17 protein-coding genes are annotated in these 18,682 nt (G+C 71.8%); 9 read left to right on the top strand and 8 right to left on the bottom strand.

The annotated features are described in order from the left end of the window. Window positions 1-4 precede the first annotated feature (4 nt). Both ASC54_RS10805 and ASC54_RS10800 read left to right on the top strand, forming a co-directional pair. The gene (locus ASC54_RS10805; protein WP_055861037.1) at window positions 5-451 is read left to right on the top strand and encodes a SufE family protein; all 447 of its coding nucleotides are present in this window, start codon (window positions 5-7) and stop codon (window positions 449-451) included. After that, entirely contained in the window at window positions 448-1,179 is a 732-nt protein-coding gene (locus ASC54_RS10800; protein WP_055861034.1) for a dihydrofolate reductase family protein, read from the top strand. Before ASC54_RS10805 ends, ASC54_RS10800 begins: the two co-directional genes overlap by 4 nt. Here the strand turns inward: ASC54_RS10800 and ASC54_RS10795 are convergent. Then, window positions 1,100-2,362, bottom strand: coding sequence for a S9 family peptidase (locus ASC54_RS10795; protein WP_235451458.1), 1,263 nt, complete (start codon window positions 2,360-2,362; stop codon window positions 1,100-1,102). The genes ASC54_RS10800 and ASC54_RS10795 overlap by 80 nt on opposite strands. A 62-nt stretch (window positions 2,363-2,424) precedes the next feature. Between ASC54_RS10795 and ASC54_RS10790 the strand changes: the two genes are divergently transcribed. The 5 genes from ASC54_RS10790 (at window position 2,425) to ASC54_RS10770 (ending at window position 8,415) form a co-directional block, all read left to right on the top strand. Next, window positions 2,425-3,015 carry a DUF3000 domain-containing protein gene (locus ASC54_RS10790; protein WP_055899012.1) on the top strand — a complete coding sequence of 197 codons (591 nt, stop codon included), beginning with the start codon at window positions 2,425-2,427 and terminating at the stop codon, window positions 3,013-3,015. 97 nt (window positions 3,016-3,112) lie between these two features. Beyond that, window positions 3,113-4,294, top strand: a complete 1,182-nt coding sequence (locus tag ASC54_RS10785; protein ID WP_082515118.1) for an HRDC domain-containing protein — start codon at window positions 3,113-3,115, stop codon at window positions 4,292-4,294. A gap of 97 nt (window positions 4,295-4,391) precedes the next feature. After that, on the top strand, window positions 4,392-5,576 hold the full coding sequence (locus ASC54_RS10780) for an acetyl-CoA C-acyltransferase (RefSeq protein WP_369813330.1): 1,185 nt from the start codon (window positions 4,392-4,394) through the stop codon (window positions 5,574-5,576). Continuing rightward, entirely contained in the window at window positions 5,577-7,736 is a 2,160-nt protein-coding gene (locus ASC54_RS10775; RefSeq protein ID WP_055899008.1) for a 3-hydroxyacyl-CoA dehydrogenase NAD-binding domain-containing protein, read from the top strand. 136 nt (window positions 7,737-7,872) lie between these two features. Next, entirely contained in the window at window positions 7,873-8,415 is a 543-nt protein-coding gene (locus ASC54_RS10770; protein ID WP_055861022.1) for a dihydrofolate reductase family protein, read from the top strand. Here ASC54_RS10770 and dxs read toward each other — a convergent pair. From dxs to dut, 5 genes are all read right to left on the bottom strand, one after another. Next, entirely contained in the window at window positions 8,391-10,346 is a 1,956-nt protein-coding gene (gene dxs / locus ASC54_RS10765) for a 1-deoxy-D-xylulose-5-phosphate synthase (protein ID WP_055861020.1), read from the bottom strand. The genes ASC54_RS10770 and dxs overlap by 25 nt on opposite strands. Before the next feature lie 162 nt (window positions 10,347-10,508). Further along, complete coding sequence (locus ASC54_RS10760; protein ID WP_055861017.1) at window positions 10,509-13,322, bottom strand: aconitate hydratase; 2,814 nt, start codon at window positions 13,320-13,322, stop codon at window positions 10,509-10,511. 180 nt (window positions 13,323-13,502) lie between these two features. Next, the gene (locus tag ASC54_RS10755) at window positions 13,503-14,270 is read right to left on the bottom strand and encodes a DUF3159 domain-containing protein (RefSeq protein WP_055899004.1); all 768 of its coding nucleotides are present in this window, start codon (window positions 14,268-14,270) and stop codon (window positions 13,503-13,505) included. Then, window positions 14,267-14,905 carry a DUF3710 domain-containing protein gene (locus ASC54_RS10750; protein WP_055861011.1) on the bottom strand — a complete coding sequence of 213 codons (639 nt, stop codon included), beginning with the start codon at window positions 14,903-14,905 and terminating at the stop codon, window positions 14,267-14,269. Before ASC54_RS10750 ends, ASC54_RS10755 begins: the two co-directional genes overlap by 4 nt. Further along, the gene (dut, locus tag ASC54_RS10745) at window positions 14,902-15,369 is read right to left on the bottom strand and encodes a dUTP diphosphatase (protein WP_055861008.1); all 468 of its coding nucleotides are present in this window, start codon (window positions 15,367-15,369) and stop codon (window positions 14,902-14,904) included. Before dut ends, ASC54_RS10750 begins: the two co-directional genes overlap by 4 nt. 32 nt (window positions 15,370-15,401) lie before the next feature. Here dut and ASC54_RS10740 point away from each other — a divergent pair, with 32 nt between their 5' ends. Continuing rightward, complete coding sequence (locus ASC54_RS10740; RefSeq protein ID WP_055899002.1) at window positions 15,402-15,860, top strand: DUF3093 domain-containing protein; 459 nt, start codon at window positions 15,402-15,404, stop codon at window positions 15,858-15,860. An 80-nt stretch (window positions 15,861-15,940) separates the two neighbouring features. Here ASC54_RS10740 and ASC54_RS10735 read toward each other — a convergent pair whose 3' ends face one another. Continuing rightward, window positions 15,941-16,231, bottom strand: a complete 291-nt coding sequence (locus ASC54_RS10735) for a DUF4193 domain-containing protein (RefSeq protein WP_055861003.1) — start codon at window positions 16,229-16,231, stop codon at window positions 15,941-15,943. Window positions 16,232-16,435: 204 nt separating this feature from the next. Here ASC54_RS10735 and sepH point away from each other — a divergent pair, with 204 nt between their 5' ends. Beyond that, window positions 16,436-17,545 (top strand): septation protein SepH, encoded by a 1,110-nt coding sequence (sepH, locus tag ASC54_RS10730; RefSeq protein ID WP_055861000.1) that lies wholly within the window; start codon window positions 16,436-16,438, stop codon window positions 17,543-17,545. Window positions 17,546-17,549: 4 nt separating this feature from the next. On the opposite strand, the gene ASC54_RS10725 is transcribed toward sepH, so the two are convergent. Continuing rightward, window positions 17,550-18,680 carry an alkaline phosphatase family protein gene (locus ASC54_RS10725; RefSeq protein WP_235451457.1) on the bottom strand — a complete coding sequence of 377 codons (1,131 nt, stop codon included), beginning with the start codon at window positions 18,678-18,680 and terminating at the stop codon, window positions 17,550-17,552. Window positions 18,681-18,682 lie beyond the last annotated feature (2 nt).

Genomic DNA, 18,682 nt, shown 5'->3' with positions numbered 1-18,682 from the left:
GGCGATGACCGACGCCCCGACTCCCGCCCTCCCACCGTCGCTCGCGGAGATCCGCGACGACTTCCTCGAGCTCGGCGAGTCCGACCGCCTGCAGCTGCTGCTGGAGTTCTCCGAGGCGCTGCCCGAGCTCCCCGAGCGGTTCCGCGACCACCCGGAGCTCCTCGAGCGCGTCGAGGAGTGTCAGTCGCCCGTCTTCATCGTCGTCGAGGTCGACGGCGGCGCGGTCGCGGTGCACGCGACGGCCCCCGCCGAGTCGCCGACGACGCGGGGCTTCGCGTCGATCCTCGCGCAGGGTCTCAGCGGCCTCGAGGTCGCGACGGTCCTCGCGACCCCCGACGACTTCCCGTTCGAGCTCGGCCTCACCCGCGCAGTGAGCCCCCTGCGCCTGCGCGGCATGACGGGCATGCTCGCACGCATCAAGCGGCAGGTGCGCGAGGCGGCCGCGGCGTGATCCTCCGCCGAGTCCACCCCGCGGGGGCGGCCGAGGAGGTCGCGCTCGACACCGAGAGCCCGGGAGCCCGGGATCGGCTGCTCGAGTGGTACGCGCCGGGCGACGGCGAGCGCATCCGACTGAACTTCGTCGCGACGCTCGACGGACGCGTGACGGGCGAGGACGGCACGTCCGGCTCGCTCACCGCGGGCGCCGACCGCATGATCCTCGGCGTCATCCGCGAGCACGCCGACGTGATCCTCGTCGGGGCGAGGACCGTGCGCGCCGAGTCGTACCGGCTCCCCCGCCGCACGCCGCTCGCCATCGTGACGACCTCGGGCGACCTGACCGGGCACGGCTTCGAGCCGCGCGAGGGCGCGCCCGAGGTGCTCGTGATCGCGCCCGAGACGGCGACGGATGCCGTGCGCCGCTCCCTGAGCGGCATCCGGAGCACGATCCTCCCCCTCCCCGATCGCGGCGAGGCGGCGACCGCGCTCGAGATCCTCGGCGCGCTCCGCGCGCACGGCGCCGAGCGGATCGTCTGCGAGGGCGGCCCCGGCCTCGCCGGGCTGCTGCTCGCCGCGGGGCTCGTCGATGAGGTGTGCCTGACGACGGTTCCGCGCCTGGGCGGGTCGGGCATCCGCCTTCTGGCCGATGACGACCCGGCGATCAGCCGGTGGGCTCCCCGTCAGCTGCTCCTCGACGACGAGGGCGTGCAGTACGCCCGCTGGACGCGTCGAGCCGGCTGATCCAGGCGCGGATCACGCCCTCCCAGCGCTCGGGGTCGAGGTTCCACAGCCGCGTGTGCCGCGCGCGGGCGAACCGCTCGAGCGTCACGAGGTCGGGTCGGGCGTCGGCGAGGGCGAGCGAGGCGTCGATCGGCACGTAGCCGTCGTCGTCGCTGTGCAGGATGAGAACGGGAACGCTGAGCTCGTCAGCGCGGGCGACGAGATCGAGCGAGGCGAGATCGATGGGCTCGGCGCTGCCGACGAGAGGCGTGACCGCCGTCGTGCCGAGCAGCCCCATCGCGACCTCGCCGACCGACCTGGGCAGCCCCGAGAGGGCTGCGTGGAACCGCAGCACCGTCCGCCAGTCGATCACGGGCGAGTCGAGCACGAGGCCGTGGACGAGTCCCGCGAGCTCGGATCGGACGAGCAGCTGCAGGGAGATCGCGCCGCCCATCGACCAGCCCATGACGACGATGCGGCCGGCTCCCGCATCCCGCGCGTGCGCGACGGCCGCCTCGAGATCGCGCCACTCGGCGGCCCCGAGCGCGTACCGACCGTCGGGGCTCGCGGGGGCGTCGCCATCGTTGCGGTAGCTGATGAGGAGGCTCGCCCAGCCGAGCTCGCGCGCGAGCGGGATGGCGCGGATGCCCTCGGCGCGCGAGGCCCCGCGCCCGTGCACGTGAATGATCCAGTCCTCGCCGGCGCCGCTCCCGCCGTCGACGGACGGCACGAACCACGCGGGCGCGTCGCCGACGGGGGTGCGGATGCTCGTCTCGACCGCCGCGACGCCCAGCTCGCCCGGCTCGAGCCAGTACCACCCGCCCCAGCGCCCCGCGGGCGCCGACTCGAGCGTGCCGCGCTGCACGGACTCGAGCACGCGCGTGACCGAGCCCGCGTCCTCATGGAGGACGCGGCCGACGCGCGCGTGGCCGCGGCCCCCGGCGAACCAGAAGCCGTATCGCCCGGGAACGGCGGAGTCGGCCGTGCGACTGAGGCGGATCGTCGCGCGCGCGGTGTCGACGGCGAGGACGCGGATGTCCTCGGGCCGCTCGCGCACCGGAGTCACGACTCGGCGCGCCATCGTGATCGCCGCAGCGGCGGATGCGGCCAGCGCGGCGATCCCGGCACCCGCGACTCCCGCCGCGATCGCGACGGCGAGCCCGCGGCGTCGGCGCTCGGTCGTCCCCCGTGCGCCTCGGCGCACGGCTCCCCTCAGGTCGGCGCGTCCCACGCGTCGAACGTAGCAACTGCTCTTAGTCTTCAGGGGTGCCCCTCTCTCCCGCATCGCCGCAGGAGGTGTTCGACGCACTGATCGCCTCCGTCGATCGGGCCGTCCTCCGCCCCGAGCTCGACGTGCGCAGCATTCCGGCGCCTACCGGGCTCGCGCCCTTCTCGTACGCGCTCGCGGCGGACGTCAACCCCGCGCGGCACGTCGACGACTCCGACCTCGGCACCGGTCGTCTGCTCGTCCTCTTCGATCCGGAGGCGCCGGCCGGTTGGAAAGGCACCGTGCGCATCGTCTGCTTCGCCCAGGCGCCGCTCGAGGTCGACATCGGGCTCGATCCGTTCGTTGCCGATGTCACCTGGGCGTGGCTCGTCGACGCCCTCGAGACCCGGGGCGCCGAGTACACGGCCGCGAGCGGCACGGCGACCAAGGTCCTCTCGACCGGCTACGGCGAGCTCGCCGCTCAGGGCAGCGGGGCGCAGCTCGAGCTCCGCGCCTCCTGGACGCCTCTCGACGACGATCTCTCGGCGCACGTCGAGGGCTGGTCCGAGCTCCTGTGCATGATCGCGGGCTACCCGCCGGCTCCCGAGGGCGTCGCCGTCCTCCCGACCAGGCGGGCATCGCGTGACTGACGCGCAGTCGCCCGATCCCGATGGCGCGGTCGCGCCCGCGGGCGAGCCGGCCGCGGCTCCCCCGCTGCCCACCGCCGTCCCGGCCGTGACCCCCGTCGTGATCGATGATCGGGAGCACTATCTGGTCGCCGTCGAGGCCCTCGCGGCCGGCGAGGGGCCGGTCGCCGTCGACGCCGAGCGCGCGAGCGGCTTCCGCTACTCGCAGCGCGCCTACCTCATCCAGGTCTTCCGCCGCGGAGCTGGCACCTTCCTGTTCGATCCTCCGGCGATCGGCTCGTTCGTCGAGCTGCAGGAGGCGATCGGCGAGGCGGAGTGGGTGCTGCACGCAGCGAGCCAGGATCTCTCGTGCCTCCGCGAAGTCGGTCTCGACCCCGTGACGATCTTCGACACCGAGCTCGGGGCCCGCCTCGCCGGTCTGCCCCGCGTCGGTCTCGGCGCGGTGGTGGAGTCGACCCTCGGCCTGCACCTGGCCAAGGAGCACTCGGCCGCTGACTGGTCCACCCGCCCGCTTCCCGCATCCTGGCTCACCTACGCGGCCCTCGACGTCGAGCTGCTCGTCGACGTGCGCGACGAGATTGCCGCTCTGCTCGCCGCCGACGACAAGCTCGAGCTCGCCGAGCAGGAGTTCGCGGCCGTGCTCTCCCGCGAGGCGCCCGAGCCCCGTACCGACCCGTGGCGACGCCTCTCCGGTCTCCACTCCGTCCGCGGTCAGCGCGCGCTCGCGGTCGCCCGCGAGCTGTGGCTGGCGAGGGATGCCTATGCGCGCGAGATCGACAGCGCACCCGGCCGCCTGCTCCCCGACGCCTCCCTCATCGTCGCGGCCCGCGCGATGCCGGCGAGCAAGCGCGAGCTCGCCGCGCTGCAGGGCTTCCACGGGCGTGCGAGCCGCTCGCAGATCGACCGCTGGTGGGCCGCCATCGAGGCGGGTCGCACGACCGAGGACCTCCCCGTCCTGCGCTCGACCGAGGAGGTCATCCCGCCTCCCCGCTCGTGGGCCGATCGCAACCCCGAGGCGGACCGCCGGCTCAAGGCCGCCAAGCCCGCGGTGCAGCGCGTCGCGGAGGAGCGGCGGATCCCGCTGGAGAACGTCGTGATCCCCGACCACCTCCGCCGGCTCGCCTGGAACCCGCCTGCCGAGACGACCGTCGAATCGATCGCGGAGGCGCTGCGCGCGCTCGGCGCCCGCCCCTGGCAGATTGACGCAACGGCACAGACGATCGCCCAGGCCTTTGTCGATGCGAGCCAAGGGCCCGTCGAGGGCGCCGAGAGCGCTTCGTAGGAACACGCAGTCGAATCCCCGCCTCGCGGGCTGGCCTCCTAGGTTGGTGGAGTTGACCACCGACAAGGGAGGCACTGTGGCCGATCGAGCCGAAGTCGTGTTCGTCGACGGAGTTCGCACTCCGTTCGGACGAGCGGGCGAAAAAGGGATGTACTGGGGCACGCGAGCCGACGATCTGATCGTCAAGGCGATGATCGGGCTCCTGGAGAGGAACCCGTCGCTGCCGAAGGACCGCGTCGACGACGTCGCGATCGCGGCGACGACGCAGGAGGGCGATCAGGGGCTCACTCTCGGTCGCACCGCGGCGATCCTCGCCGGGCTGCCGATGTCCGTCCCCGGGTACGCGATCGACCGAATGTGCGCCGGCGCGATGACCGCGGTCGCGACGACCGCGGGCGGCATCGCCTTCGGCGCCTACGACGTCGCGATCGCCGGAGGAGTCGAGCACATGGGCCGCCACCCGATGGGCGGCAGCGCCGACCCCAACCCGCGCTTCCTCGCCGAGAAGCTCGTGAGCGGCGACGCTCTGAACATGGGCATGACCGCCGAGCGCCTGCACGACCGCTTCCCGCAGCTCACGAAGGAGCGCGCCGACCGATTCGGCATGCGCAGCCAGCAGAAGGTCGCCGCGGCCTACGCCGCCGGGCACATCCAGCCCGACCTCGTTCCCGTCGCTCTCCGCAGCGAGCAGGGCTTCGGCCTCGCCACCATGGACGAGGGCATGCGCCCCGAGACCACGATGGAGGGTCTCGCCGGGCTCAAGACCCCCTTCCGCCCGCACGGCCGGGTGACGGCCGGCAACGCCTCGCCCCTCACCGACGGCGCCACCGTGAGCCTGCTCGCGAGCGCCGGCGCGGCCAAGGAGCTCGGGCTGCAGTCGAAGATGCGCCTGGTGAGCTTCGCCTTCGCGGGCGTGCAGCCCGAGGTCATGGGCATCGGGCCCATCCCCTCGACCGAGAAGGCGCTGAGGAAGGCCGGCCTCACGATCGAGGACATCGGTCTCTTCGAGCTCAACGAGGCGTTCGCCGTGCAGGTGCTGAGCCTGCTCGACCACTTCGGCATCGACGACGACGACCCGCGCGTCAACCCCTGGGGCGGCGCGATCGCGATCGGCCACCCGCTCGCGAGCTCGGGCGTTCGGCTGATGATCCAGCTCGCGCGTCAGTTCGAGCAGCACCCCGAGGTGCAGTACGGCCTCACCGCGATGTGCGTCGGCCTCGGCCAGGGCGGATCGATGATCTGGGAGAACCCGCACTACCGCGGCGGACGGAAGGGCAAGTAGATGACCAGCGCCATCGCACAGTACTCGGCCGAGCAGTTCGAGCCGCTGCTCGCGCTCGCCGACGACGAGGTCGTCACGCACTCCTTCGTGCGCGACGTCGCCCTCCCGAGCGGCGGCACCCTCGCCCTCGTCACGATCGATAACGGCCGTGACCACACCCGACCGAGCACGCTCGGCCCCCAGGGGCTCCTCGAGTTCGCGCGCGTCATGGACGAGCAGGCCGGCCGCGCCGCGCGCGGCGAGATCGCGGCCGTGGCCGTGACCGGCAAGCCCTTCATCCTCGCCGCGGGCGCCGACCTCTCGAAGGTCGAAGGCATCCCCGATCGCGCCTCGGGCAGGCTCATGGCGCAGCTCGGGCACTACGCGCTCGGCAAGCTCGGCGAACTGGGCGTCCCGTCGTTCGTGTTCATCAACGGCCTCGCCCTCGGCGGCGGCGTCGAGGTCGCGCTCAACGCCGACTACCGCACGATCGATCGGAACGCCGCCGGCATCGCCCTGCCCGAGGTCTTCCTCGGCATCATCCCCGGCTGGGGAGGCGCATGGCTCCTGCCGAACCTCATCGGCATCGAGAACGCGCTCAAGGTCGTCGTCGAGAACCCGCTGAAGAACAACCGCATGCTGACCGCAGAGCAGGCGTTCGAGCTCGGCATGGCCGATGCGATCTTCGACTCCGCGACCTTCCTCGAGAGCTCGATCCGCTGGGCCGACGGCGTCGTCTCCGGGCGCACGAAGGTCAAGCGCCCGAACCAGCCCGGCAAGATCGAGCGCGCGGTGAAGTGGGATGCCGCCATCGGCATCGCGCGGAGCATGCTCGAGAAGCGCATCGGCACGGTCGCCCGCTCGCCGTACGTCGCGCTCGACCTCCTCAAGGCGGCCAAGAGCAGCGACAAGGCCGCGGGCTTCGCGGCCGAGGACGAGTCGCTCGCCGATCTCATCTCGGGCGACCAGTTCCGCGCCTCCATCTACGCCTTCACCCTCGTGCAGAAGCGCGCGAAGAAGCCCGCGGGGGCCCCGGACAAGTCGCTCGCGACGCCCGTCACGCGCATCGGCGTCCTCGGCGCCGGTCTCATGGCGAGCCAGTTCGCGCTCCTGTTCGTCCGCCGCCTGCAGGTCCCGGTCATCATCACCGACCTCGACCAGGAGCGCGTGGACAAGGGCATCGCGTACATCCACGGCGAGATCTCGGCGCTCGAGAAGAAGGGCCGTCTGCACGCGGACGACGCCAACCGTCTGCGCTCGCTCGTGACGGGCACGACCGACAAGGCCGACTTCGCGGGCTGCGACTGGGTCATCGAGGCCGTCTTCGAGGAGCTCGCGATCAAGCAGTCGGTGTTCGCCGAGATCGAGAAGCACGTCTCGCCGACGGCCGTCCTCGCGACGAACACCTCGTCGCTCTCGGTCGAGCGGATCGCGGAGAAGCTCGAGCACCCCGAGCGCGTCGTCGGCTTCCACTTCTTCAACCCGGTCGCCGTCATGCCGCTCATCGAGGTCGTCAACGCGCCCGCGACGAACGAGGCGACCCTCGCGACCGCGATGGTCACGGCTGCGGCGCTCAGGAAGAACGCGGTCATAACCGCCGACTCCCCCGGGTTCGTCGTCAACCGCATCCTCGCCAAGCTCCTCGGCGAGGCGATGCACGCGGTCGAGACCGGCACGCCGTTCGAGGACGTCGTCGCCGCCCAGCGCCACTTCGGGCTCCCGATGGACCCGTTCGTGCTGCTCGACCTCGTCGGCCTCAAGGTCGGCGCGCACGTGCTGGACACGCACCACGCGGCGTTCCCCGAGCGGTTCTTCGAGTCGCCCGCGCTCCACGAGCTCGCCGAGGCCGGCGTGCTGCTGGAGAAGGACGCGAAGGGCAACCCGAAGGGCATCGACAGGAAGGCGATCGCGATCGTCGCGAAGCACCGCCCGGCGGGCTCGACCCCGGCGACCGTCGAGGAGCTCACGCGGCGCCTCGAGGACGGCCTCGCCCACGAGGTCCACCGCATGCTCGAGGAGGGCGTCGTCTCCGCACCGGAGGACATCGACCTCTGCATGATCCTCGGCGCGGGCTGGCCCTTCCAGATGGGCGGCGTCACGCCGTTCCTCGACCGGGTCGGCGCCTCCGAGCGCGTCTTCGGCGGCACGTTCCACACGCCGCCCATCCGCGGCTCGCACTGACCGCGGGCACCGTTCCGCCGGTCTCGGCCCCGGGCGTCCGTCACGGATGCCCGGGGCCGTCGCCGTTCCCGCTCCGCTCCCGACGGCGCAGCCCCGGTGCCCCGCCGATGTCGGCGCATCGCCGTAGCGTGGCCGCATGAGCACCGTGCAGTACTACGTCGCCCAGAGCCTCGACGGCTTCATCGCCGACGCCGACGATCGCATCGACTGGCTCCTCGCCTTCGGCTTCGAGGCCTTCCAGGAGGGCTACGACCGATTCTTCGCCGGAGTGGGCGCGATCGTCATGGGAGCGGGGACTCTGCGGTTCCTTCTCGAGGAGGGCGCACCGTGGGCCTACCCCGGACTCCCGGTGTGGGTCCTCACGCACGGCGAGGTCCCGAGCATCGAGGGCGCCGACATCCGCGTCGTGAGCGAAGACGTCGGTCGCGTGGCGCGCGAGGCGCGTGCCGCCGCGGGCGACCGGTCGGTGTGGCTCGTCGGAGGCGGCGCGACCGCCGCCCAGTTCGCCGAGATCGGAGAGATCGACGAGCTCATCGTCACCGTGATGCCGCTCACGCTCGGTTCAGGTGCCCGACTGATGCCGACGACGGGCGAGCCGCATCACTGGAAGCTCACGGGCACCGCGACGTTCGAGAACGGCGCGGTCGAGCTGCGCTATCGGCGGCGGTCGGTGGGCTGATCGCTCGAGGACTCGATCGCGGCGTCCTCCGGCAGAGGCCGAGCGACCGGGATCCGCGTGCCGAGCACCTGGGCGACTAGGTCGCGGGCGATCGCCTGCGGCGTGAGCCCGACCTCCTCGAGGATCTCATCGCGGCTCGCGTGGTCGAGGAACTCGTCCGGCAGACCTAGCTCGTCCACGGCGGTGTCGACCCCGGCCGCGCGCAGCTCCTGACGGATCCGCGTGCCGATGCCGCCGACGCGGATGCCGTCCTCGATCGACACGACGATGCGGTGATCGCGTGCGAGGTCGATGATGCTGCCGGCGACCGGGACGACCCAGCGCGGGTCGATGACGGTGGCGCCGATGCCCTGCGCGGCGAGCCGCTCGGCCACCTCCAGCCCGATCTTGGCCATCGGGCCGACCGTGACGATCAGGACGTCCTTGTGCGGGGCCTCGCGGAGGACGTCGACGCCGTCGGCCGTGCGACGGACAGCATCGAACTCGGTGCCGACCGAGCCCTTCGAGAAGCGCAGCACGGTGGGGGCGTCCTGCACCGCGACGGCCTCGGCGAGCTCCTCGCGGAGCCGGGTGGCGTCGCGCGGAGCCGCGAGACGGATGTTGGGCACGACCTGCAGGATCGCGAGATCCCAGATGCCGTGATGGCTCGGGCCGTCCGGTCCGGTGACGCCGGCGCGGTCGAGCACGAAGGTGACGCCCGCCTTGTGCAGCGCGACATCCATGAGCACCTGGTCGAAGGCCCGATTGATGAAGGTCGCGTAGACCGCCACGACCGGGTGCAGCCCGCCGAAGGCGAGGCCGGCGGCCGAGGTCACGGCGTGCTGCTCGGCGATGCCGACATCCAGCACGCGGCCGGGGTGCTTCTCAGCGAGCTTGTGCAGGCCGGTGGGCCGCAGCATCGCCGCGGTGATGCCCACGATGCGCTCGTCGCGGTCGGCGAGCGAGACGAGCTCCTCGGCGAAGACGCTGGTCCAGGAGGGACGGGTGGCGACCTCCATCGACTCCCCCGTCTCGGGGTCGATCTGCCCCACGGCGTGGAACTGGTCCGCGACATCGGCGAGGGCCGGCTCGTAGCCCTTGCCCTTCTGCGTGATCGCGTGGACGATGACCGGCGCGCCGTACTCCTTCGCCTGACGCAGCGCGCGCTCCATGGCTTTCAGGTCGTGACCGTCGACGGGGCCGACGTACTTGATGTCGAGGTTCGAGTAGAGCGCCTCGTTGTTCGTGAATCGCGAGAGGAACCCGTGCAGACCCCCGCGCACCCCGCGGTAGAGGGCGCGGCCGGGAGCACCGAAGTGCGCGAAGAAGCTCTCGCTCGAGCGGCGCAGGCGGCGATAGCCGCGTCGCGTGCGCACGTCGGAGAGGAACCGCGCCATCCCGCCGATCGTCGGCGCGTAGGAGCGCCCGTTGTCGTTGACGATGAGGACGAGGTTGCGGGAGTTGTCGTCGCTGATGTTGTTGAGGGCCTCCCACGTCATGCCACCTGTGAGAGCGCCGTCGCCGACGACCGCGACCACGTGACGATCGTTCTGACCCGTCATCTCGAACGCTCGGGAGATGCCGTCCGCCCAGCTGAGGGAGCTCGACGCGTGCGAGCTCTCGACGATGTCGTGCTCGCTCTCGGAGCGCTGCGGGTAGCCGGCGAGGCCGCCCTTCTGGCGGAGCCGCGAGAAGTCCTGGCGGCCGGTGAGGAGCTTGTGCACGTACGACTGGTGACCGGTGTCCCAGACGATCGCATCGCGCGGCGACTCGAACACGCGGTGAATGGCGATCGTCATCTCCACGACGCCCAGGTTCGGGCCGAGGTGGCCGCCGGTCTTCGAGACCTCGGCGACGAGGAATCGGCGGATCTCATCGGCGAGGGCTGCGAGCTCGGACTCCGTCAGGCGATCCAGATCGCGCGGGCCGTGGATCGTCTCGAGCAGTGCCATTCCAGCACTCTACGCGAGCACGACCGCGGGCGCCCTGATGCCGTGCCGCCCGCCGCCTGGTCGTTCGCTGTGTGCGGACCGTACGCGACAGGCGGGCATCCGGGAACGCGGAGCGGGCCCGATCGCGCACGGCGATCGGGCCCGCTCCCGGGATGGCGCGGTCTAGACGAGGCTGCGCAGCACGTACTGCAGGATGCCGCCGTTGCGGTAGTAGTCGGCCTCACCGGGGGTGTCGATGCGGACGACCGCGTCGAACTCGATCGTCGACTTGCCCGCGGGCGAGTGGGCGCTCGGCTCGGCCGTCACGCGGACGGTCTTCGGCGTGCGCCCCTCGTTGAGCTCCGTGATGCCCGAGATCGAGACGGTCTCGGTCCCGTCGAGCCCGAGGCTCTCCGCGGTCTGACCGGCGGGGAACTGCAGCGGGACGACGCCCATGCCGATGAGGTTCGAGCGGTGGATCCGCTCGAAGCTCTCGGCGATGACGGCGCGGACTCCGAGGAGGCTCGTGCCCTTCGCGGCCCAGTCGCGGCTCGAGCCGGAGCCGTACTCCTTGCCGGCGAAGATCACGAGCGGGACGCCCGCGGCCTGGTAGTTCTGGCTCGCGTCGTAGATGAACGACTGCGGGCCATCGGCCTGCGTGAAGTCCCGCGTGAACCCGCCCTCGACGCCGTCGAGGAGCTGGTTCCGCAGGCGGATGTTCGCGAAGGTGCCGCGGATCATGACCTCGTGGTTGCCGCGGCGTGAGCCGTAGGAGTTGAAGTCCTTGCGGTCGACGCCGTTCTCCATGAGGTAGGCGCCCGCGGGCGAATCGGCCTTGATCGAGCCGGCCGGACTGATGTGGTCCGTCGTGACCGAGTCGCCGAGCTTCGCGAGCACGCGAGCGCCGGCGATGTCGGTCACCGGGCTCGTCTCGATCGTCATGCCGTCGAAGTACGGGGGCTTCCGGACGTAGGTCGACTTCGCGTCCCATTCGAACGTCGCGCCGTCCGGCGTCGGGAGCGAGCGCCAGCGCTCGTCGCCCTCGAACACGGAGGAGTACTGCGTGTCGAACATCGCGGTGTCGATCGACGAGTCGATCGTCGCCTGCACCTCCGCCGCGTCGGGCCAGATGTCGCGGAGGAAGACCTCGTTGCCCTCGGAGTCCGTGCCCAGGGCATCCTTCTCGAAATCGAAGTTCATGGAGCCGGCGAGAGCGTACGCGATCACGAGCGGCGGGCTCGCGAGGTAGTTCATCTTCACGTCGGGGTTGATGCGGCCCTCGAAATTCCGGTTGCCCGAGAGGACGGCGGTCACCGCGAGATCGTTCTGGGCGATCGCGGAGGAGATCTCGTCCGCGAGCGGACCGGAGTTGCCGATGCAGGTCGTGCAGCCGTAGCCGACGGTGTAGAAGCCGAGGGCCTCGAGGTCGTCGGTGAGACCTGCCTTCTCGTAGTAGTCGGTCACGACCTTCGAGCCCGGCGCGAGGGTCGTCTTGACCCACGGCTTCGCGGTGAGGCCCCTCTTCACCGCATTGCGGGCGAGCAGGCCCGCGGCGAGCATCACCGAGGGGTTCGAGGTGTTCGTGCACGACGTGATCGCCGCGATCGTCACGGCGCCGTGGTCGAGCGTGAACTCGGTGCCGTCCACCGTGACGTCGATCGGCGCGGACGCCGTCGCCGGCGCGTGCGAGCGGTGGCGGTGCGACAGCTCGTGCGCCGTGTCCTCGTCCTGCGCGGTGAAGCCGACGGGATCGGAGGCGGGGAAGGTCCCCTCGACGGCCGCGTCGACCATCGAGTGGTCGTGGCTGGTGTAGTCGACGAGCGCGGTCTCGAACGCGGACTTGGCGTGCGTGAGCTCGATGCGGTCCTGCGGGCGGCGCGGGCCGGCGATCGAGGGGACGACGGTCGACAGGTCGAGCTCGATGTACTCGCTGAACACGGGCTCGACGCTCGGGTCGTGCCAGAGGCTCTGCATCTTCGAGTAGGCCTCGACGAGGGCGACCTGCTGCTCGCTGCGGCCGGTGAGGCGGAGGTAGTCGAGCGTGACGTCGTCGATCGGGAACATCGCCGCGGTCGAGCCGAACTCGGGGCTCATGTTGCCGATCGTCGCGCGGTTCGCGAGCGGGACGGAAGCGACACCCTCGCCGTAGAACTCGACGAACTTGCCCACGACGCCGTGCTTGCGGAGCATGTCGGTGATCGTGAGCACCACGTCCGTCGCGGTCACGCCCGTCGGGATGGCGCCGGAGAGCTTGAAGCCGACGACCTTGGGGATGAGCATCGACACGGGCTGGCCGAGCATCGCGGCCTCGGCCTCGATGCCGCCGACGCCCCAGCCGAGCACGCCGAGGCCGTTGACCATCGTCGTGTGCGAGTCGGTGCCGACGCAGGTGTCGGGGTAGGCGCGCAGCACGCCGTCGACGGTGCGCGTGTAGGTGACCTTGGCGAGGTGCTCGATGTTGACCTGGTGCACGATGCCCGTGCCCGGGGGCACGACCTTGAAGTCGTCGAACGCGGTCTGGCCCCAGCGGAGGAACTGGTAGCGCTCGCCGTTGCGCTCGTACTCGATCTCGACGTTGCGCTCGAGCGCGTCGGCCGTGCCGAAGAGGTCGGCGATGACCGAGTGGTCGATGACGAGCTCGGCGGGGGCGAGCGGGTTGATCTTGTTGGGGTCGCCGCCGAGCGCCGCCACGGCCTCGCGCATCGTGGCGAGGTCGACGATGCAGGGCACGCCCGTGAAGTCCTGCATGACCACGCGCGCGGGCGTGAACTGAATTTCGGTGTCCGGCTCGGCCGAGGGCTGCCAGGCGCCGAGCGCCCGGATCTGCTCGGCGGTGACGTTCGCGCCGTCCTCGGTGCGGAGGAGGTTCTCCAGCAGCACCTTGAGGCTGAACGGGAGCTTCTCGTAGCCCGGCACCGTGTCGATGCGGAAGACCTGGTACTCGTCGTCACCGACCCGGAGGGTGTCGATGGAATCGAAACTGTTCACTGCGGACACTTCGCCGTCTCCTCTTGACTCTGCCGGGCGCATCCCGCGCTCGCACGTCGGCCAGCCTAGCCTCCGACGCGGCGCGCGGCACCGGCTCGATCGACCTCGACGACGGTGCGGATGCGGCGCTATTTATCTTGATGTCGAGATACTTCATGGTAGCACCGGCGGGCGATCGCCAGGCGAGGATCAGGCGGCGCGGCGCGCGTAGACAGCGCGAACCATGAGCCAGGTGACCCAGAGCAGGGCGGCGTAGAGCGGCACGCCCATGATGAGCTTCGTCGCCGCGAGGGCGGCGGCCTGCGAGGACAGGTAGAGGGGAACCTGGACCCCGAGACGCAGAGCGAACATCCCGACCCACAGCCAGGTCGTGACGGTCAGCACCGCACGCTTCGCCGGGTCGCCCCTCCAATCGTGGTCGCCCGTGAGGAGCCCGGCGATCACGCCCACGAGGGGGCGGCGGGCGACGAGGCTGACGAGGAGCGCAACGAGCCAGACGGCGTTGATGACGAATCCGAGGACGAAGTTCTCCTCCGCCCGTCCCGTGATGAGGGCGAGGCCTGCCGAGAGCGCGATGCCGACGAGGCCGACGACGGCCGGGAGGATGGGCGAGCGCGTGACCGCGCGGACCACGACGAACAGCACGGCGACGGCGGCCGGGATGAGGACCGACGGGGCGACCTCGCCGGTGATCGTGAAGACGATGAGGAAGAGGAAGCCGGGCAGCAGCGACTCGAGGAGCCCCCGGACCCCGCCGACCGCAGCCCAGAGAGCGTGCGCGGTCGGGCGCTCCCCCGGCGTCACGAGACCGAAGCCGGACTGCCGCGCCGCGGCGGCGAGGGCCTCTCGGACCTGCTCGCGCTCGTCGCGGTCGGGTGCGGCGGAGGTGCGGTCGAGCCCCGCGTCGTCGCAGTCGCGCTCGCCCGGGCTCTCGGCTCCCGTCGGGGTGCCCGTCATACCGAGGCGGTCGGCGGCACCGCGGCGGGGCCGCCCGCGGTCGCGCCGGCCGGCACGTGGAGCGGGATCAGGTCGCGCGGCGGCATCGGGGTCGAGCCGCGCACGACGACGATGCTGCGGAAGACGTCGTCGATCTGCTCGGCCGCCGCGGCATCGACGGCGCCCTGGCCGGCCACGACGCCGCGGAGGAACCAGCGCGGGCCGTCGACGCCGATGAAGCGCGCGATTCGCGTGGAGCCGCCCGCGTCGCCGACGACGGGGATCCGGGCGAGGATCTCGGGCCCGAAGGGGCCTTCGCGCTCGGTCGTCTCGCCGCCCTGCTTCTGGATCTGCTCGATGATCTGCGCGCGCACCTCGTGCCACAGACCGCTCGAGCGCGGCGCGGCGAAAGGCTGCACCTGCAGGGTCGAGCCCGCGAAGTCGATGCCGACCGCGATCACGCGCTGGGAGCCCTCCTCGACCTCGAGCCGCAGCTGGAGCTCGGGGCGGGGGACGATCTTGACCCCGCCGAGGTCGACGTAGGGCCGGACGGCGTTCGCCTCGCTCTCGTCGAGCGGACCTGCCGTGGGGCGGTCCTCCGGGGCGGATTTCGCGTCGTCGGGCAGGGGCCCGTCGGTCGAGATCGGATCGCTCACGCGGTGACTCCTTCAGTGGTGTCGGTCGCTCCACGGTAGCCCGTCGAGCCGAAGCCCTGCTCCCCGCGGTGCGAGCCCGGCAGCGAATCCACCGGGACGAAGCGCGCGCGGACGACGCGCTGCACGACGAGCTGCGCGATCCGGTCGCCGGGGCGGACCTCGAACGGTGCGGCCGGGTCGGTGTTCAGCAGCGTCACCCGGATCTCGCCCCGGTAGCCCGCGTCGACCGTGCCGGGCGCGTTGACGATGGTGATGCCGTGCCGGGCGGCGAGGCCGCTGCGGGGCATGACGAAGGCGGCGAAGCCGTCGGGCAGGGCGATCGCCGTGCCCGTTCCGATCGTCGCGCGCTCCCCCGGAGCGATCACGACGTGCTCGGCCGCGACCAGATCGGCCCCCGCGTCACCGGGGTGGGCGTAGACCGGGAGGTGGTCGCCGGTGATCAGGACGTCGGCGGAGTCGGGCACGCGTCGAGGTTAGTGCATGGTCGAATGGAGGCATGTCGAGCTATCGCGAGCGCCTGTGGCCCGCCGCCTGGATGTACCTGGTCATCGCCCTGATCGTGCCCGCGACCATGCTCGTGTTCACTCCGATCAGCCTGATCGCGGGCGTCATCACCGCGGTCGCGCTCGTCGCGGCGTGCGTGGGGCTGCTCATCGCCTCGGCCCCGACGATCGCCGTGGAGGACGGACTCCTGCGAGCGGGGCGGGCGAGCATTCCCCTCGATCTGGTCGGGGATGCGTCGGCTGCGCACGGCGAACAGGCCCGCCACGAGCGGGGCCCCGGCCTCGACGCTCGGGCCCACCTCGTTCTGCGCGGCTGGGTGGACCCGGTTCTGCGCGTCGAGATCCTCGACCCGGACGACCCGGCGCCCTACTGGCTCGTGTCCACCCGGCGGCCGGAGCAGCTCGCCGCCGCGATCGAGGCGGAGCGCGCGGCGAGGCCGAGCGGCGCCTGACGGCGCCCTCGCGTTAACGACGCAGCCGCCGCATCCCCTCACGGTGTGCGACGGCTGGGACGACAGCGGCGCGCGATGGACTACGCGGCGCACTCCGTGCACACCGGTCCGAGCTTGACCTCGTGGTCGAGCTGCGAGCGATGCTTGACGAGGAAGCAGCTGACGCACGTGAACTCGTCGGCCTGCGGCGGGAGGACGACGACGTCGAGATCGAGGTCGGCGAGGTCCTGGCCGGCCAGCTCGAAGCCCGGATTGTCGGCGTCGTCGACGTCGACGACACCCGACATCTTGTCGGGAACGCGCTCCTGCAGAGCCTGGATCGAGTCGGTGTCCTCGTCCGTCTTGCGGGGGGCGTCGTAGTCGGTAGCCATGCTGCTCGTTTCGTCGAATGGTGCTTCGGGGCCGCGCTCGGCGGCGATAGTTTGCAGGAACCCCGACCGAAACGCAAACCACTGAGAGCGTGGGTGTTCGGCGGTGCTTCCCGGGCAACTTCCGACCCGCCCGGTCTATTCCCGGGTGCGGGGGCATCGGCATGGAACACTGAGCCGACCGGTTGCGAATGAGAGGGCCACGTCATGGACGAACTCACCGTCATCGGCGCCGAGAACGGCGCCCTGATCGTGGTCTCCGAGGACGGGAACCGCTACCGCGTGCCCATCACGGAGGCCCTGCACACCGCCCTGCGGCAGAACCGACCGGCGGCGCCCGCGGCGCACCGCGTCAGCCCCCGCGAGATCCAGGCGATGATCCGCGCCGGCAAGTCCGCCGCAGAGGTCGTGGCAGAGACCGGCGAACCCGCCGAGTACGTGCAGCGCTTCGAGGGGCCGGTCATCGCCGAGCGGGAGTACGTCGTCACGGCGGCGCGCAGCGTTCCCGTCGCCGTCGTCGCCGAGACCGAGTCGGGCATCGCCTCGCACACCTTCGGCGGGGTCATCGACTCCCGTCTCTCCGAACTGTCCGCCACGGACGTCCGGTGGTCGAGCTGGAAGACGGATCTCCACTGGATCGTCACCGTCGCCTTCCTCGACGCGGGCGTGGAGCGCGAGGCGCGCTGGACGTTCGACCCCAAGAAGGCCACGCTCATCCCCTCCAACCACGAGGCCCAGTCGCTCTCCCAGCAGGGCGAGGCTCCTCCCACGCTGATCCCGCGCCTGCGCGCCGTGCCGATCCAGCAGTCGGAGGACCGCACCCGGTTCGACAGCGGCGCCTTCCTCCTCGACGACGACATCGCCGGGATCGGCTCGCCCGCAGCCCCGTCATCGGGCGCCTCCGCGGGCTCCGCGAGCATCCCGAGCGCGCCGCTCGCCCCGGCCGCTCTGCCGCACAGCCGAATGGGCGTGCGCACCGCGGGCGACGACGCCGACACCGCCGATGTGAGCCAGACCGCGGACCTGCTCGAGGCCCTCCGCCGACGCCGGGGCGAGCGCGAGGCCGCTCCGCGCGATGAGCTCGAGGCCGCGAAGGCGGCGCACCCGTCGACCGGCAGCATCCGCATCGTCGACGTCCCTCTCGACTTCTCGGCCGATTCCGCCCCCGAGCCCGACGAGGCGCCGCGGGCGACGGCGCCCACCGCGATCGGCGCGAACGATACCGGGCCCGTCAAGAGCGCGCGCCGCGGCCGGGCAGCGATGCCGAGCTGGGACGAGATCGTCTTCGGCGCTCGCCCGGACGACGACCCCGCCTGATCGCTCAGGGCGCGAAGGCGCCCCATCGGGCGAGGGGGATGCGCGTCTCCTCCGGCGAGAACGATCCGTGCTGGCCGACCATGGCGAGCGATCGCGGCGATGCCGTGCGCTCGTCGTAGTAGGCGACCCGGCTCCGCGCCGCCACGATCACGTCGCCGATGCGCTCCTCGACCCCCGGCGCCACCGCCCCGAACCAGCCGGCGGCGATCGCCTCGTCCCGGCTCACGACCCATGATCGCGCGCTCTCCGCCGCGCGCCAGCGCTCGAGCACCTCGACGGCATCGGCGTCGGGCTCGAGCGCGAGCTGCAGGCATCGCGGCTCACCTGCGACGTGCCGCACGCCGCTCCAGAGCGCGCTGCGCGCGTCGATCACCAGTCGCTGGTGCTCGGGCACGTCGAGCATGCCGTGATCGGCCGTGAGGTGGATCCCGGCATCGCGCGGCACCCGTCGTGACAGCGGCTCGAGAGCGGCGTCGAGCTCCTCCAGCCTCTCGATCCAGGCCTCCGACTCGCTGCCCTGCGCGTGGCCGGCCATGTCGAGCTCCGGGATGTAGCAGTAGACGAGCGCGGGCTGCGCCGCGCTCAGCAGCTCGACGGTCGTGCGGATGCGATCGGCGATCGAGGGCTCGGCCAGGAAGCGAGCCCCGCGCAGCACCGCGTCGGTGAAGCCGGTGTCGCGATAGCGCTCCGCGCCGACGACCACCGCGTCGATGCCGGAGGCCGCGGCAGACTCGAACACCGTCGGGTGCGGCTGCCATTCCGCCGGCCGCATCCCGTCGTCCCATCCGGTGAGCTGGTTGACGACACGGTCGCCCGCGCGATCGACGGCGGTGTAGCCGACCAGGCCGTGGGTGCCGGGCTCGAGCCCGGTCGTGAGGGTGGCGAGCGCGGCAGCGGTCGTGGTCGGGAAGCCCGCGTCGATCGCCCCCCGCTTGCTGGGGAGGGCGGCCAGCAGGCGGCGGGCGTGACCCGCCCGCGCGCGGAGGGCGGACATCCCGAGACCGTCGACGAGGATGACGGCGGCGCTGCGGACGGGAGCGCTCCCGAGGCGGTTCTCCTCGCCCCGCATCGCCGCGAGCGCGCCCGTCAACACGTGCCCGAGTGACGGGGCGTCGCGTCGGGGCGCCGGTAGCATGG

Origin of the sequence: Yonghaparkia sp. Root332, from assembly GCF_001425665.1 — a bacterium.
Lineage (GTDB): Bacteria > Actinomycetota > Actinomycetes > Actinomycetales > Microbacteriaceae > Microcella.
This window is presented reverse-complemented; position numbering and strand designations above follow the sequence as displayed.

What these genes read in the sequence shown, in the direction of transcription:
- ASC54_RS10740 (WP_055899002.1), top strand. Translation starts at nt 15,402, where the DNA reads ATGTCGAGCTATCGCGAGCGCCTGTGGCCCGCCGCCTGGATGTACCTG.
- ASC54_RS10735 (WP_055861003.1), bottom strand. Translation starts at nt 16,231, where the DNA reads ATGGCTACCGACTACGACGCCCCCCGCAAGACGGACGAGGACACCGAC.
- ASC54_RS10725 (WP_235451457.1), bottom strand. Translation starts at nt 18,680, where the DNA reads ATGCTACCGGCGCCCCGACGCGACGCCCCGTCACTCGGGCACGTGTTG.
- ASC54_RS10775 (WP_055899008.1), top strand. Translation starts at nt 5,577, where the DNA reads ATGACCAGCGCCATCGCACAGTACTCGGCCGAGCAGTTCGAGCCGCTG.
- dxs (WP_055861020.1), bottom strand. Translation starts at nt 10,346, where the DNA reads ATGGCACTGCTCGAGACGATCCACGGCCCGCGCGATCTGGATCGCCTG.
- ASC54_RS10770 (WP_055861022.1), top strand. Translation starts at nt 7,873, where the DNA reads ATGAGCACCGTGCAGTACTACGTCGCCCAGAGCCTCGACGGCTTCATC.
- sepH (WP_055861000.1), top strand. Translation starts at nt 16,436, where the DNA reads ATGGACGAACTCACCGTCATCGGCGCCGAGAACGGCGCCCTGATCGTG.
- ASC54_RS10805 (WP_055861037.1), top strand. Translation starts at nt 5, where the DNA reads ATGACCGACGCCCCGACTCCCGCCCTCCCACCGTCGCTCGCGGAGATC.
- ASC54_RS10755 (WP_055899004.1), bottom strand. Translation starts at nt 14,270, where the DNA reads ATGACGGGCACCCCGACGGGAGCCGAGAGCCCGGGCGAGCGCGACTGC.